The organism is Gallibacterium melopsittaci (genome assembly GCF_042433085.1).
Taxonomy (GTDB): domain Bacteria; phylum Pseudomonadota; class Gammaproteobacteria; order Enterobacterales; family Pasteurellaceae; genus Gallibacterium; species Gallibacterium melopsittaci.
Genome location: NZ_JBHLWA010000023.1, coordinates 1 through 14453 on the forward strand (window position 1 = coordinate 1; position 14453 = coordinate 14453).

The window sequence follows — 14453 nt, forward strand, 5'->3', positions numbered from 1 at the left end:
AAAAAGTAGGCTTAAAGCCTTGTACTATAAGGCTTTAAGCCTACTTTTAGCAACAAATTTGTCTATTACACCAAAGTTTTTCATAAAAATAATTTTCAAGTGTTAGTTATATTGCTAGGAGATGAAAATTAATATTATTAATAAATGGGTAATCAAGAATAAAAGTACAAGTAAGGATTTGGAAGAAGATAAAAAAATAGTACAGATTTTATACAAATAGATATATTTTAAATCTGTACTTAAGATAAGAAAAATCTTTATTTTAATTAATCTTCTTTACCTTTTAAGGTATTTAATGCAACTAATCCTTTATCACAGCTTTTAATTTGGTGTTCAACACTCATTTGTAAAATTTTTTGTTTGCTTTCAGATAGTTTATTTTTGATATTGGCAAGTTGCGGATGAGTGCCTGGCTGCTTTTCTGCTTCAGCGATTAAATCTTCAGTTTGTTGGAAGAGTTGTTGGCATTGTGTTGGTAAATTATTTGGCATAGCCGCTAAGACACTAGAAGAAATCATTAAAGAAGCAGCAGTAGATAAAAACAAAATTTTAAACATAAAGATCCTGAATAGAGGCAATTAAGATGTTGTTGAAAAAATCTACCGAAAAATAGCAAAAAAATATTCTTTTGTCTAGCAAGTCGAATTATTTTTTACTTGAAAGAAGAGAGGCGTTTGAAGAACTAATTTGATGTAATATTTTTAATAAAATGTTAATAAAATATAAAAATTGATTTACATCAAAAATATTATTTATTTTTAAATTTATTTTTTTGATTTTAATAGCTATTTTGTGATCGATTTAAAACTTTTAAGGTTTCCTATACCCTATTTTTAGGAGTAGAATAAAAGATGTATTAAACGGTTAGAGTTATCTTTTATTTCTGCTCAGAAATAAATCATATCTTTGGTCTGAGTTTGATATGAAAAAGAGCTCATTCATTAATTGTCAGTAATTAATTGATAGCTATGTGGGGTGATTACAAGATTTGTAATCTATATTTGGAAAAGTTGTATTAGGTACAAGAGGTTATGAGATGTTAGACGTCGTTGAACTCTCGAGATTGCAGTTTGCATTAACTGCACTATACCACTTTATATTCGTACCACTTACATTAGGTCTTTCATTTATTCTTGTGATAATGGAGACCATTTATGTAACGACTGGTAAAGAGGTATATAAAGATATGACTAAGTTCTGGGGTAAGTTATTTGGTATTAACTTTGCTCTAGGGGTAACAACTGGGATTACAATGGAATTCCAATTTGGTACTAACTGGTCTTATTATTCACACTATGTAGGTGATATCTTCGGTGCACCATTAGCTATCGAAGCATTACTTGCTTTCTTCTTAGAATCTACATTCGTTGGTTTATTCTTTTTTGGTTGGGATAGATTAACCAAGGCAAAACACTTATTAGCAACTTATTGTGTGGCTTTTGGTTCAAATCTTTCTGCAATGTGGATTCTTGTTGCTAACGGCTGGATGCAAGCACCACACGGCGCAGAGTTCAATTTTGAAACTATGCGTATGGAGATGACCAGTTTCTTAGATCTCTGGTTAAACCCAATTGCGCAAACTAAATTTGTGCACACACTCTCTGCAGGTTATGTTTCAGGTGCAATGTTTGTGTTAGCAGTAAGTTCATATTATCTCCTTAAAGGGCGTGATTTAGGATTTGCAAAACGTTCATTCTCTGTTGGTGCAACTTTTGGATTTATTGCTGTATTTTCAGTATTAATAATGGGTGATGAATCTGGATACATAATTGGTGAAGAACAGCCAACAAAATTAGCAGCAATGGAAGGGGAATGGAATACTGAACCAGCTCCAGCAGCATGGAATGTTGCGGTTATTTCAAACTCAGCAGAAGGCCGTAATGAGTTTGCATTACAAATTCCTTATGCAGCAGGTATTATTGCAACTCGTTCTTTAGATAAAGAAATTACAGGGTTAAATGAATTACGTGTACAAAATGAAGAACGTATTCGTAATGGTATGACTGCATATGGTTTATTGGAAAAACTTCGTTCTGGTCAAAAAGATGCAGATACTATTGCACAATTTAAAGCAGTAGAAAAAGATCTTGGTTATGGCTTATTACTTAAACGTTATACAGATAATGTTGTAGATGCAACTGACGCACAAATAAAACAAGCTGCAGCAGATACAATTCCTGATGTAGGACCGACATTCTGGTCATTCCGTATTATGATGCTTGCGGGTGGTTTATTGTTAATTCTTCTCATTTGGGCATTAGTTGCAAATGTAAGAAAAACAGTGGGATCAAATAAATTCTTACTTAAAGCATTACTCTATGGCCTCCCACTTCCATGGGTTGGTATTGAAGCAGGTTGGTTCTTAGCTGAGTACGGCAGACAACCTTGGGCGATTTATGAAGTATTACCAGTAGGCGTAGCAAACTCTGCGTTAACCACAGGAGATCTTTGGTTCTCAATTGGGTTAATTTGCTTACTCTATACAATCTTCTTAATTGCTGAAATGTATCTTATGTTTAAATATAGCCGACTTGGCCCAAGCGCATTGAAAACAGGTCGCTACTATTTTGAACAATCAACTAAATAAGCAGGAGCCTAAATCATGATTGATTATGAATTTCTACGATTTGTGTGGTGGATCCTCTTAGGTGTGTTGCTTATTGGATTTGCAGTTACTGATGGATTTGATATGGGGGTTTTAACACTTCTTCCTTTTGCAGGTAAAAGAGAAGTGGAAAAACGTATCATGATTAACTCCATTGCACCTCACTGGGATGGTAACCAAGTTTGGTTATTAACTGCTGGTGGTGCGATGTTTGCTGCATTCCCTCTTATTTATGCGACATCATTCTCAGGCTTTTATATTGCTATGATTTTAGTTTTAGCAGCGTTATTCTTCCGCCCAGTAGGTTTAGAATATCGTGCAAAAATTAATAATCCAACTTGGCGTGCTGCTTGGGATTGGGGATTATTTGTAGGTGGATTTGTTCCTTCACTTGTATTCGGTGTAGCATTCGGTAATTTATTACAAGGTGTACCATTTGAATTTTCTTCTATTGTACAAGTGAAATATACAGGTACATTCTTTGAATTATTAAATCCATTTGCACTTCTTTGTGGTGTATTAAGTTTAGCAATGCTTACTACACAAGGTGCTGCGTGGTTACAAATGAAAACTACTGCGGATTTACGCAATCGTGCCAGAGTAATCTCACAAGTTGGTGCGGTGGTAACTTTAGTTACATTCGTATTAGCTGGAGTATGGTTGCTTTTCAAAGATGGTTATGTAGTAACAAGTGCTATTGATCACAATGCACCAACTTCACCATTTGGCAAAGAAGTTGCTGTACAAACAGGTGCATGGTTCAATAACTATAAAGAAATGCCAGTATTATGGATTTTCCCAGTATTAGCGGTAGTTTCTGCATTATTAAATATTGTATTTTCTAAAGCAGACCGTTCTGGATTTGCCTTCTTCTTCTCATCATTGACAATGGCAGGCATTATCTTAACTTGTGGCGTTTCAATGTTCCCATTCTTAATGCCATCAATTACTCATCCAGAAATGAGCTTATTATTATGGGATTCAAGCTCAAGCAAATTAACATTAACCTTAATGTTAGGTTTTGCACTTGTGTTTGTTGTTATCCTATTAAGTTACACCATCTGGTCTTATATTAAGATGTTTGGACGTATCGATGAAAGCTTCATCGAAAATAACAAACACTCATTATACTAAGGAGAAAAATATGTTTTATGTAACTTGGGTTTTGGGCGTATTGTTAGCAGTTTGTCTTACTGCAATTATTAATATCAGTATTGAAAAAACTGGAAAATTTGATGAGTAATCTGAACATATGATTCAATCACTTTATCAATTAACAAATAAGGGCTCATTAAGAGCCCTTTCGTTCATACTCGCTATTATATTAACAATCTCCATATTTACTCACACTGAATTCTTCGCATTAAACTTAGGTGGTATCTCACCTATTTATACTTTAATTATCTTTTGGAGTGTGGCAACATTATGGATTCATGGGTTTGGTTTGGAACTCTATAGAACGATTTGGAAATTACTGTTTTTACCGTTGATTGCATATTTCGTTGCAGTATTAACTTTAGGCATGATTTACTTTTTTGTTTAAAAAATAAAAAATTTTTTAATGCCCCTATTGCAGTTAATTTTGACGTTCATTAGAATAGCGAAACTTTTTTGTTATAGAGAAAACAGATAGCAAAGCAATGAATAATCATTCAATTTTTCCAGTTCGCATCTACTATGAAGATACAGATGCGGGAGGTGTTGTTTATCATGCTCGCTATCTTCATTTTTTTGAACGAGCTAGAACAGAATTCTTGAGAGAAAAAGGTGCCTCTCAAAATGAACTTATTCAACAGCAAGATATTGCTTTTGTTGTTAAACAGATGGAAATTGATTTCCGCTACCCAGCTCGCTTAGACGATTTATTAACCGTCGAAACGACTTTAGTTGAAGTTAAAAACGCCAGTTTGATTTTTACACAAAAGTTGACTAAAGGTGACCAACTTTATTGTTCGGCAAAAGTTAGTATAGCTTGCGTAAAAATAACTCTCATGAAACCCACCGCTATTCCTCAAGAAATCAAAACCTTACTCAAATATGAAAGACCGTAATAGACAGTTATGGAGTATTAAATGTCTGAATTGAATTTTTTCGATTTATTTATTAAGGCAAGTTTAGTTGTACAGATAGTGATCTCAATTCTAGTCCTATTTTCAATTATTTCTTGGGCAATCATTATTCAACGGAGCAAAATTCTTTCTAAAGCACTTAAACAATCAGTGAGCTTTGAAGAGCGTTTTTGGTCAGGTGAAGATTTAACTAAAATTTATGAAGGATTATCTAATCGTCGTGATGGATTATCTGGTAGTGAACAGATTTTCTTTGTTGGTTATAAAGAATTCTCTCGTTTAAAACAGGCTAATCCAAATGCTTCAGAATCTATTCTTCAAGGTAGTTCAAGAGCAATGCATTTAGCGATGAATCGTGAAATTGAAGATGTAGAAAATACAGTACCATTCTTAGCAACAGTTGCATCAGTCAGTCCATATATCGGGTTATTTGGTACGGTATGGGGAATTATGCATGCATTTATGGCGTTAAGTAATGTAAAACAAGCTACTTTGCAAATGGTTGCGCCAGGGATTGCAGAAGCATTAATTGCTACAGCAATTGGTCTTTTTGCGGCAATCCCAGCAGTAATGGCATATAACCGTTTAAGTTTAAGAGTAAATAAACTTGAACAAAACTATGCAAACTTTATTGATGAATTTACGACAATTTTGCACCGCAAAGTGTTTGGTCAAAATAATATTCATAACTAATTAATGAAGTCGTAAATAAAGAGGACATTATGCAATACCGTCGTCGTCAAAACCGATCAATTAAATCTGAGATTAATATCGTACCATTTCTCGATGTATTGTTGGTTTTGTTATTAATTTTTATGGCTACGGCACCAATTATTAGTCAAAGTGTGCAAGTAGATTTACCAGATTCTACGGATAGCCAAACGGTTTCAAATGAAGATAAAACACCTGTTATTTTAGAGGTCAATGGTACAAGCCAATATACGCTTTCTATTGATGGTGTGCGGAATGAAAATTTAACAGAAGAAATGGTAGTACAGATGGCAAAAGAAGCCTTTGAGAAAGATAACACCACTCTATTTTTAGTTGGTGGAGCAAAAGAGGCGCCATATGAAGAGATTATCAAAGGGTTAAATTTACTGCATACAGCAGGAATAAAGAGTGTGGGTTTAATGACAGATCCACTATAAGAGAATTAGGATAAAATTGTGCAATATAATCAGCAACAGAAATTCAAAAAAGCAGTTTTGATTTCAATTGTCTTGCACATCTTGCTTTTTGCTTTGTTATTTATTGGTTCAAGACTAGAAGAGGTCAGACCAATGGGTGGTGGAGAAGGAAATGGTGAGGTATTAGGTGCAATAATGGTTGATACTGGTGCTGCTGCTCAAGAGTGGGGTAGATTACAACAAGAGAAAAAAGGTAATCCACCATCTAAACAAGAGGTTGCCGATAAAGAAAGAGAGCAACAAAGTAAAGAGTTAGCAGAAAAAGAACGCCAAGAAGCACAAAAAGCTGCTGAGGAAGCAAAAGAAAAGGCTGAACAAGCAGCAAAAGAGAAAGCTGAACAAGAAGCTAAACAAAAAGCTGAAAAAGCTGCCAAAGAAAAAGCCGAACAATTAGCAAAAGAACAAGCTGAAAAGGCTGCTGCAGAGGCAAAAGCTAAAGCGGAACAAGAGGCAAAAGAGAAAGCTGAAAAAGCTGCTGCAATAGCGAAAGCTAAAGCAGAACAAGAAGCGAAAGAAAAAGCTGAAAAAGCAGCGGCAGAAGCAAAGGCTAAAGCAGAACAAGCGGCAAAAGAGAAAGCTGAAAAAGCTGCAGCAGAGGCAAAAGCCAAAGCAGAGCAAGAAGCGAAAGAAAAAGCTGAAAAGGCTGCTGCAGAAGCAAAAGCTAAAGCGGAACAAGCTGCAAAAGAAAAAGCAGAAGCAGAGGCAAAAGCTAAGGCCGCCGCTGAAGCCAAAGCTAAAGCCGCAGCAGAGGCAAAAGCAAAAGCGGCAGCAGAAGCTAAAGCTGCAGCGAAAGCAAAAGCTGATGCAGAGGCAAAAGCTCAACGTTTAGCTCAACAAAATGCGTTGGATGATTTCCTTAATAATGGTGATATTGGTGGTGGTAGCAGTAGCAAAGGCAGCAATCAAAATCGTAAAGGTTCAGAAGGATCAAGTGGCGGTGGTGGTGCTGGTGAGGGCGATGTAGTCGGTGATCAATATACTGCTATTATTAAACGAGAAATTCAACGTCGTTGGTTGAAAGATGCAAGTTTCGCTAATAAAGTTTGTACCGTACAAATTGAATTGGCGAGAGATGGAACAATACTGAGTTATCATAAAGTTTCTGGTCCAGATGATATTTGTACTTCTGCATTAAGAGCGGTTGCGCTGACTAAGAAAGTACCAGAGCCACCATCTGATGCGGTATATAGAAAATATCAAAATCCAGTAATTGACTTTAAATTGAAATAGTTATGCATAGGAAGAGAATCCTTATGATGAAAAAAATTATTTATACATGGATATTAGGTGTGATGTGCCTAATAATGCAAGCAACGCAAGCATTTGCTGAAGTACGCATTGTGATCGATGAAGGGGTTGATAGTGCAAGACCAATTGCTGTCGTTCCTTTTAAATGGAATGCACCAGGTACACCACCTGCAGATGTTGCGGATATTATCTCTTCAGACTTACGTTTTAGTGGTAAATTCAATCCAATTCCAGTAGATAGAATGCCACAACAACCAACTTCAGCAGGTGAAGTGAATGTACAAGCTTGGTCTGCATTAGGTATTGATGCGATTGTTGTTGGTCAAGTTACTCCTGCGAATGGAGGTTTTAATATTTCTTACCAATTAGTTGATACTGTAGGTGCATCAGGTACTCCTGGTGCAGTATTAGCACAAAGTTCTTATACTGTAACAAAACAGTGGATTCGTTGGGGAGCACATACAGTTAGTGACCAAGTTTTTGAGAAATTAACAGGTATCCGTGGAGCATTTAGAACTAGAATTGCGTATGTTATTCAAAATAATTCAGGTTCTTATGATTTGCAAGTGTCTGATTATGATGGGTATAATGCGTTTAATGTGTTCCATAGTTCACAACCAATTATGTCACCATCTTGGTCTGCTGATGGTAAAAAATTAGCTTATAGCGTGTTTGAAAAGAAAAAATCTTTATTGGTTTTGCAAGATCTTGCTAGTAAATCACGTAAAATTATTGCATCATTACCAGGCCATAATGGAGCACCAGCATTTTCACCAGATGGTTCTCGTATAGCTTTCGCTTCTAGTGAAGATGGTGTATTAAATATTTATGTTATGGGTGTTAATGGTGGTACACCAACTAAGCTAACCAGTGGTAGTGGTAATAACACTGAACCAAGTTGGTCAGCAGATGGTTCATCAATTATCTTTACTTCAGACCGTGGCGGTGCACCTGCTGTTTATATGATGGGTGCAAATGGTGGCGGTGCGACATTAATTAGTCCTCCAGGCAATAGCTATAGTGGAGAAATGTCGCCAGATGGTAAAGAAATCGTGATGGTTAATGGTAATAAATTGGTGAAAAAAGATTTAGAAAGTGGAAGTATTACAGCATTAACTTCGACTTTCCTAGATGAAAGCCCTAGTTTTGCGCCAAATGGAACTATGGTAATTTATAGTTCTACACAAGGTGTAAGTAAGGTGTTACAATTAGTGTCCTCTGATGGACGTTTCAAAGCAAGGTTACCAGGTTCAGGGGGTGGACAAATCAAATTCCCTGCTTGGTCACCATATTTAACTCAAAATTAAGGAGAATAAAATGAAAAAATTAGCTAAAGTGTTAATGGTTGCAGCACCAGTATTAGCGTTAGCAGCTTGTAGCAGCTCTGATAAAGCAGCTGACCAACAAGGTAAACTATACGGTAATATGACTGCTCAAGAATTACAACAACGCTACAACACAGTATATTTCGGTTTCGATAAATACGATATCCAACCAGAATATGCTCAATTATTAGATGCTCACGCACAATACTTAACAGATTCTTCTGCTAAAGTACAAGTTGAAGGTCACACTGACCCACGTGGTACTCCAGAATACAACATCGCGTTAGGTCAACGTCGTGCTGATGCAGTTAAAAACTACTTAGCAGGTAAAGGCGTTCAAGCTGGTCAATTATCAACAATCTCTTATGGTGAAGAAAAACCAGCTGTATTAGGTCATACTGAAGCTGACTACGCTAAAGATCGTCGTGCAGTATTAGCATACTAATTAGAACGTTTTTAGTTATTCTTTGGAAAGCCCCTATATTGGGGCTTTCTTTTTTGGTAGAGAATAAAATATTAAATCTATTTTTAGAGTATAGAGGTATTAAGAAGAGTAAAAATAATAGTATTTGGATGAAAGAAGATTTAAATAAGTCCTAAATATGAATTCAATTTTTGAAAAAGATGTTGATGAGAATTTTATATGGTGGTTTGTATTGAAAAAGTAAAAGAGGAGTACTATTCAGTACTCCATTGATACAATTCTAGGGGTAAGCCATCAGGATCTTTGAAAAAAGTGAATTGTTTGCCAGTCAATTCATCTATCCTTACAGGCTCACATTCCACTTGATGCTGTTTAAGATAATTAATTGTTGCCTCAATATCTTCTACTTTAAATGCTAAGTGCCTTAAACCACACGCCTCAGGATTGGTTAACCTAGCTGGTGGAGTTGGAAAAGAAAATAATTCGATCTGACTATTATCAGCAAAGCGTAAATCTAATTTATAACTATCACGAGCCTCACGATAAGTTTCTGCAATAATTTCTGCTCCAAGAATATTGACATAAAAATGTTTGGAAACTTCATAATTGGATACGATTAAGGCAATATGATGAAAGCCAATAAAGGGAGATGACATTAATTACTCCTGTTTATCTTGTTCGTCTAGTCCTAAGGAACGAGAAAATAATTGTAAGCCAGCGGTTTCACCTGATTTAACCAGTTCTTGCATGACCTGTGTTGGTGTATGCAATAAACGATTCATTAATTTATAACTTAACTCTTGTAACACTTTTTCACTATCAGTGCCTTGTTGTAGAGAAAGCATCGCTTTATCAAGTAACTCCAAGCGGATTTGTTCTGCTTGTTGGCGATATGTTTTAATTAAATTAGATGATTGATGTAGTTTTAACCACAAAAAGAAATCTGCACATTCTTCAGTAATAATCGCTTCTGCAGCTAAAGATGCATTTTCTCGCTGCTGCATATTGTGCTGAATAATATTTTGTAAATCATCTACGCTGTAATGATAAACTGATTCTAACTTATTTACGCTCTCTTCAACATCACGAGGAACTGCAATATCTATGATGAGCATTGGATCGAATCTGCGTTGTTTTTGTGCAGATTTAACCATTTGTTCAGTAATTAAAATCTCTGAACTACCAGTAGAAGAGATAACAATATCAGCTAAGTTTAATCCTTCTTGTAACTGATCCAATGAAAGCACATCCATTTGCCCACCAACACGTTCAGCTAAGGCTTGAGCATTCGCTACAGTACGATTAGCAATCATAATATGTTTAGCACCGTGTTGGAGAAGATGGCGACTAACTAATTCAATAGTTTCACCTGCTCCCACTAATAAAATACGTAAGCGTTTGAATGAATCAAAAATCTGTCTTGCTAAACTACACGCTGCATATGCTACAGAAACAGCATTTCCTCCAATTTCAGTTTCAGTACGAACACGTTTTGCCGTAGAGAATGTTTTTTGGAACAAGCGAGATAATTCAGTAGAAATAACAGTATTCTGTTGTTGATAAAAGATTTCACTGAATTGGTATGCTTGTTTTACTTGTCCTAGAATTTGAGGCTCACCTAAGATAAGTGAATCAAGTCCACAAGCTACTCGCATTAAATGCGTTACACATTGTTGGTTTTGCTGAATATATAATGCAGATTGTAATTCATCTAAAGTTAATTGATGTAATTGTGCAAACCAAAGTTTAATATTAGCGACCCATTGCTGGTTCTGTTCACTATTTTCAAGTGGAGAAATTTGACGCTGATGTAGATAGATTTCAGTTCGATTACAAGTTGAAACGATAACTGCACTTTCTGCTAATTCGGATTGTAATTGCTGTAGTGCAATTTGACGCTTTTCATCATTAAACGCAACTTTTTCGCGTAATGCGACAGTCGCTGTTTTATGGTTAATACCTAACACCAAAATTGCCATAAATCACTCTTATATTGGCGAAAAATTCGCCATTCCCACATAATAAAAAATCAAAAATAAAAACGTCTAGAATTTTAAATAATCTGATAACAAGTCGCAAACAAAAGACCCAATTTTTTTGATCTAAAAGGAAAAGATACCTCTTTATAGTAAGTTGTTGAGTTAGAAGATGATCTTTTATGAACTATATTTTTTCTTTTTAATTATTTAAGAATTAAAATTTTATATTTTTGAAAAAAATATTTGATCTTTATCTCATTTTTAAAAATTTATTCTTTTTAAATCAAATTTAAAAGAATAATATCCAAAAAATTACCAATTTTATTGGTAATAATTCTAGATTATTTATTCTTATAGGTAATGTTATGGATGAAAAAATTCAAAATCGTTATGCATTCTCTATTGATCTTATCAAACAAGCAGGGAATATAGCTTTATCCTACTATCTCAATAGAAACGAATTAGTGGTTGAATGTAAAAAAGGTGATAAACAAGATCAAGTTAGTTTGGCAGATAAAACTGTAGAAACTATTATTCGCAAAGCTATTGCTAAACAATTTCCAGAAGATGGATTTCTAGGAGAAGAGTCTGGTTATGCTGGATTGGATAATGAATTCTGTTGGATCGTTGATCCGATTGATGGAACGAGTCCTTTCCTTAATGGATTGCACGCTTGGTGTATTTCAATAGCAGTATTATATAAAGATAACATTGTTATCGGTATGGTCTTTGATCCACTACATAATGAATTATTTCACGCACAGCTTGGTGCAGGGGCATATTTAAATAATTCTCCAATGCACACAATTAATCCCGCTGCAAATGTACAAGATGGTTTAGTTGGTTTAGGAATGTCACATCGTGTTCCTCCAGATATTATTTTACCTTTCCTACATCAATTATTAACTAAGGGTGGAATGTATGTGCGTAATGGTTCTGGTGCATTGAGTTTAGCTCAAGTCGCAGCAGGACGTTTGCTCGCATATTATGAGCCACATATGAATTGCTGGGATTGTGCAGCGGGAATGTTATTGGTACGCGAAGCAGGTGGTACAGCAAATAATATTTTAGCCAACAATGGGTTGTTGAATGGAAATTTTGTATTAGCAGCGGCTAATCGGCAAGTTTATCAACAACTGGATTTAATGCGGATTTTACAATAAAGGAAAAATGGTTATTGCTGATTTAGTACTCACTAAGAGAACTAATCTTATTTTAATGAATAACCAAGAAAAATATTTTTATCTTTAAAATTCAGACTATTAGCTGTTGTTATTAGTAAAAGTCTCTATAATCCAATAGGTATATCTATGAAAAGTTTTCTAAATAAATACGGTTTAACGCCACTAATCTTTTTCCAAATTATTTTAATCACAATTAATGCTCAATTAATTTATGCGTTTTGGGATATTCGAAATAGTGTACCAGGTGGCTTCCCCGCAGCATTAGGGGTAACAGATGCTCAAGCGGGGCAGTTATACTCAATGCAAGGTTTAGTGATTATTGTGGGAACAATTGCACTAGGTTGGGTTGGAGATCGCTTTTCTATTCGGAACATTATGCTGATATCAACAGTTGGTGTTGGAGCAATTTCACTCTTCTTAACATTAAACTCACCTGGCTTAAGTATGCCTGTTTTATTGGCATGTTTTTTCTCAATGTTATTCTTTAGTGAAGTCTTGTTTAAACCTGCAAACTTTAAAGCGTTGCGAATTTCTACGACAGCAGAGCATCAAGGTGCAGTATTTGGCTTCTTTGAATTTGGACGTGGTTTATTAGCATTTTTAGTGTCTTTATTATGGACAGTAATGCTAGCGATGAAGTTTACTGCTCATACAATGATGGCGACAAGCTGTATTTTAATCATTGTAACAGGATTAGTGGTGTATTTTGCTGTGCCAAGAGATCAAAAAGTGGGAGATGATGACACTAAAGTTTCTTCTACACTTGAAGCGATCAAAGGTGTTGGGCATGTAGCTAAATTGCCCATTGTTTGGCTAGTTGGTATTAATGTGTTTTGTATCTATGGTTCTTTTATTGCTGCAGGAACTTATTTTGCAAGATATTTGCAAGCTGGTTATGGTACAACAGCCGTGGTGGCGGCAGTATTTGCTACGACAGTCATTGCTTTAAGAATGTTACCTCTTGTTTCCACTATTTTGGTAGAAAAAGTATTCAAGTCTACGATGCATTTTATGCGTACTTTTGAAATTTTATTGGCGATTATTTTAGGATTGATTGCATTTATTTTCTTTAGTAATCATCCAGAAGTACAAGCGTACGCACCAGATGCACCACCAATAAATTTAATCTCTTCTACGATGTTCTGGCTATTAGTGGTTTTGATGTTGGTATGTTCTGCAATTATTTTTATGATTCGTGGTGTATATTATGCACCAATTGGTGAGTTTAATGTGCCGAAGAAACATTCATCATCAGCAATGTCTTTTGCGATTACAGTAGGTTATTTCCCAGCATTAATAGCACCAGCTGTTTTGGGCGGTTTAGTTACTTCACCAGAAAAAGATAGTGCAGGGAATATCACAAAACAATTTTTGACGGATACTCATATTTTGGCTTATGCCTTTATTGGGTTAGCTATTTTGGCTTTAGTTGCTGCATTAATGTCACATTTAATGTTAAAACTAAAACAAAAGAATGGATAAATTATGCAAACTATTTTATTAACTGACTGGTTGGCAGCGTGCCAGCCAGAAACTCCTATTCATCGTCTGTTTATTCCGGGTACACACGATACGATGACAGCATCTTGTCAGCAACGTTATTATAAAACGCAGATGCTTTCATTAGCAGAACAACTTCAAATTGGTGTACGTTTTTTTGATTTACGTTTGCGGAAGGAAATGGTAGCAGCACATCGAGAATGGATTAGTAATATTAGTGCAAAAGACATCTTTGATTCACTTATTTATTTTTTAAAACAACATCCAAAAGAATTTGTGTTTATTAGAGTGCAAAATGCTAATGAACAAAAAGACGATTTTGATCAGTATAAACTGGCATTATGGAGTGTAATCGAACAATATCAGGAGTATTTTTATCATTGGAAAGTTGATGATCAAAGTTTTACTTTTCCTTGTTTATCAGCTGTTGCTGGGAAAATTGTTGCTTTGGAATGTTCACCACCAACGATGCAAACTTATTGGTTAAATCAGCAACAATGGGCATTACCTTGGCATAATAATACAAAAATTGTATTGCAAGATGATTGGAATGCGCCTGTTGTAACAGATAAATTTAATGCAATTAGACAAAATGTTAGTTCTTCAGCAGTAGAACCAGAAAAATTATTTCTCAATCATATTAGTGCGACTAATGGTGAGTTGGGTTATCCTGATGCTTATGCAGAAATTCTTAATCCACAGACCTTACAATTATGGCAAGAGATGGAAAAACAAAATATTTGTGGTGTGCAAATATATGATTTTATTACTGAAGAAATTGCAACAGCAGTGATAAAACATAACTTTTGTCGTTAATGTTATATTCGGGGTAATAATTACAAGAAAAAACACGCTATTTTGGTGTAATAGACAAATTTGTTGCTAAAAGTAGGCTTAAAGCCTTATAGTACAAGGCTTTAAGCCTACTTTTT

The 14453-nt window shown here is 35.1% G+C and carries 16 protein-coding genes; 13 read left to right on the forward strand and 3 right to left on the reverse strand.

What is annotated here, in order from left to right; genetic code table 11:
* Positions 1 to 266: 266 nt before the first annotated feature.
* Entirely contained in the window at positions 267 to 557 is a 291-nt protein-coding gene (locus ACFFHT_RS05115) for a DUF5339 domain-containing protein (protein ID WP_382374082.1), read from the reverse strand.
* Between the two features lie 479 nt (positions 558 to 1036).
* Here ACFFHT_RS05115 and ACFFHT_RS05120 point away from each other — a divergent pair, with 479 nt between their 5' ends.
* The 10 genes from ACFFHT_RS05120 (at position 1037) to pal (ending at position 8879) form a co-directional block, all read left to right on the forward strand.
* A complete protein-coding gene (locus tag ACFFHT_RS05120; protein WP_382374084.1) occupies positions 1037 to 2587 on the forward strand; it encodes a cytochrome ubiquinol oxidase subunit I in 1551 nt (516 codons plus the stop codon).
* A 15-nt stretch (positions 2588 to 2602) separates the two neighbouring features.
* Complete coding sequence (gene cydB / locus ACFFHT_RS05125) at positions 2603 to 3739, forward strand: cytochrome d ubiquinol oxidase subunit II (RefSeq protein WP_382374086.1); 1137 nt, start codon at positions 2603 to 2605, stop codon at positions 3737 to 3739.
* A 10-nt stretch (positions 3740 to 3749) separates the two neighbouring features.
* A complete protein-coding gene (locus ACFFHT_RS05130) occupies positions 3750 to 3848 on the forward strand; it encodes a cytochrome bd oxidase small subunit, CydX/CbdX family (protein WP_156536708.1) in 99 nt (32 codons plus the stop codon).
* Between the two features lie 9 nt (positions 3849 to 3857).
* A complete protein-coding gene (locus tag ACFFHT_RS05135; RefSeq protein ID WP_382374088.1) occupies positions 3858 to 4148 on the forward strand; it encodes a cyd operon YbgE family protein in 291 nt (96 codons plus the stop codon).
* A gap of 97 nt (positions 4149 to 4245) precedes the next feature.
* The gene (ybgC, locus tag ACFFHT_RS05140; protein ID WP_382374090.1) at positions 4246 to 4656 is read left to right on the forward strand and encodes a tol-pal system-associated acyl-CoA thioesterase; all 411 of its coding nucleotides are present in this window, start codon (positions 4246 to 4248) and stop codon (positions 4654 to 4656) included.
* 21 nt (positions 4657 to 4677) lie between these two features.
* On the forward strand, positions 4678 to 5367 hold the full coding sequence (gene tolQ / locus ACFFHT_RS05145; RefSeq protein ID WP_382374092.1) for a protein TolQ: 690 nt from the start codon (positions 4678 to 4680) through the stop codon (positions 5365 to 5367).
* Positions 5368 to 5396: 29 nt separating this feature from the next.
* Entirely contained in the window at positions 5397 to 5822 is a 426-nt protein-coding gene (gene tolR / locus ACFFHT_RS05150; protein WP_382374094.1) for a colicin uptake protein TolR, read from the forward strand.
* An 18-nt stretch (positions 5823 to 5840) separates the two neighbouring features.
* On the forward strand, positions 5841 to 7091 hold the full coding sequence (gene tolA, locus ACFFHT_RS05155) for a cell envelope integrity protein TolA (RefSeq protein ID WP_382374096.1): 1251 nt from the start codon (positions 5841 to 5843) through the stop codon (positions 7089 to 7091).
* Between the two features lie 62 nt (positions 7092 to 7153).
* Positions 7154 to 8416, forward strand: coding sequence for a Tol-Pal system beta propeller repeat protein TolB (gene tolB / locus ACFFHT_RS05160; RefSeq protein ID WP_382374112.1), 1263 nt, complete (start codon positions 7154 to 7156; stop codon positions 8414 to 8416).
* Between the two features lie 10 nt (positions 8417 to 8426).
* Complete coding sequence (gene pal, locus ACFFHT_RS05165; protein WP_382374098.1) at positions 8427 to 8879, forward strand: peptidoglycan-associated lipoprotein Pal; 453 nt, start codon at positions 8427 to 8429, stop codon at positions 8877 to 8879.
* Positions 8880 to 9112: 233 nt separating this feature from the next.
* Here pal and gloA2 read toward each other — a convergent pair whose 3' ends face one another.
* A complete protein-coding gene (gene gloA2 / locus ACFFHT_RS05170; RefSeq protein WP_382374100.1) occupies positions 9113 to 9514 on the reverse strand; it encodes an SMU1112c/YaeR family gloxylase I-like metalloprotein in 402 nt (133 codons plus the stop codon).
* Positions 9515 to 9517: 3 nt separating this feature from the next.
* Positions 9518 to 10837 carry a glutamyl-tRNA reductase gene (gene hemA / locus ACFFHT_RS05175; RefSeq protein WP_382374102.1) on the reverse strand — a complete coding sequence of 440 codons (1320 nt, stop codon included), beginning with the start codon at positions 10835 to 10837 and terminating at the stop codon, positions 9518 to 9520.
* A 365-nt stretch (positions 10838 to 11202) separates the two neighbouring features.
* Between hemA and ACFFHT_RS05180 the strand changes: the two genes are divergently transcribed.
* From ACFFHT_RS05180 to ACFFHT_RS05190, 3 genes are all read left to right on the forward strand, one after another.
* The gene (locus ACFFHT_RS05180) at positions 11203 to 12000 is read left to right on the forward strand and encodes an inositol monophosphatase family protein (RefSeq protein ID WP_382374104.1); all 798 of its coding nucleotides are present in this window, start codon (positions 11203 to 11205) and stop codon (positions 11998 to 12000) included.
* 147 nt (positions 12001 to 12147) lie between these two features.
* On the forward strand, positions 12148 to 13503 hold the full coding sequence (locus tag ACFFHT_RS05185; RefSeq protein WP_382374106.1) for an MFS transporter: 1356 nt from the start codon (positions 12148 to 12150) through the stop codon (positions 13501 to 13503).
* 3 nt (positions 13504 to 13506) lie between these two features.
* Positions 13507 to 14337: a phosphatidylinositol-specific phospholipase C domain-containing protein gene (locus ACFFHT_RS05190; protein ID WP_382374110.1), complete on the forward strand. Its 831-nt coding sequence runs from the start codon at positions 13507 to 13509 to the stop codon at positions 14335 to 14337.
* Positions 14338 to 14453: the final 116 nt, after the last annotated feature.

Coding starts and splice junctions, on each gene's coding strand:
- pal (WP_382374098.1), top strand. CDS start 8,427: ATGAAAAAATTAGCTAAAGTGTTAATGGTTGCAGCACCAGTATTAGCG.
- ACFFHT_RS05180 (WP_382374104.1), top strand. CDS start 11,203: ATGGATGAAAAAATTCAAAATCGTTATGCATTCTCTATTGATCTTATC.
- hemA (WP_382374102.1), bottom strand. CDS start 10,837: ATGGCAATTTTGGTGTTAGGTATTAACCATAAAACAGCGACTGTCGCA.
- ybgC (WP_382374090.1), top strand. CDS start 4,246: ATGAATAATCATTCAATTTTTCCAGTTCGCATCTACTATGAAGATACA.
- ACFFHT_RS05130 (WP_156536708.1), top strand. CDS start 3,750: ATGTTTTATGTAACTTGGGTTTTGGGCGTATTGTTAGCAGTTTGTCTT.
- ACFFHT_RS05190 (WP_382374110.1), top strand. CDS start 13,507: ATGCAAACTATTTTATTAACTGACTGGTTGGCAGCGTGCCAGCCAGAA.
- tolQ (WP_382374092.1), top strand. CDS start 4,678: ATGTCTGAATTGAATTTTTTCGATTTATTTATTAAGGCAAGTTTAGTT.
- ACFFHT_RS05120 (WP_382374084.1), top strand. CDS start 1,037: ATGTTAGACGTCGTTGAACTCTCGAGATTGCAGTTTGCATTAACTGCA.
- cydB (WP_382374086.1), top strand. CDS start 2,603: ATGATTGATTATGAATTTCTACGATTTGTGTGGTGGATCCTCTTAGGT.
- ACFFHT_RS05185 (WP_382374106.1), top strand. CDS start 12,148: ATGAAAAGTTTTCTAAATAAATACGGTTTAACGCCACTAATCTTTTTC.
- ACFFHT_RS05115 (WP_382374082.1), bottom strand. CDS start 557: ATGTTTAAAATTTTGTTTTTATCTACTGCTGCTTCTTTAATGATTTCT.
- ACFFHT_RS05135 (WP_382374088.1), top strand. CDS start 3,858: ATGATTCAATCACTTTATCAATTAACAAATAAGGGCTCATTAAGAGCC.
- gloA2 (WP_382374100.1), bottom strand. CDS start 9,514: ATGTCATCTCCCTTTATTGGCTTTCATCATATTGCCTTAATCGTATCC.
- tolB (WP_382374112.1), top strand. CDS start 7,154: ATGTGCCTAATAATGCAAGCAACGCAAGCATTTGCTGAAGTACGCATT.
- tolR (WP_382374094.1), top strand. CDS start 5,397: ATGCAATACCGTCGTCGTCAAAACCGATCAATTAAATCTGAGATTAAT.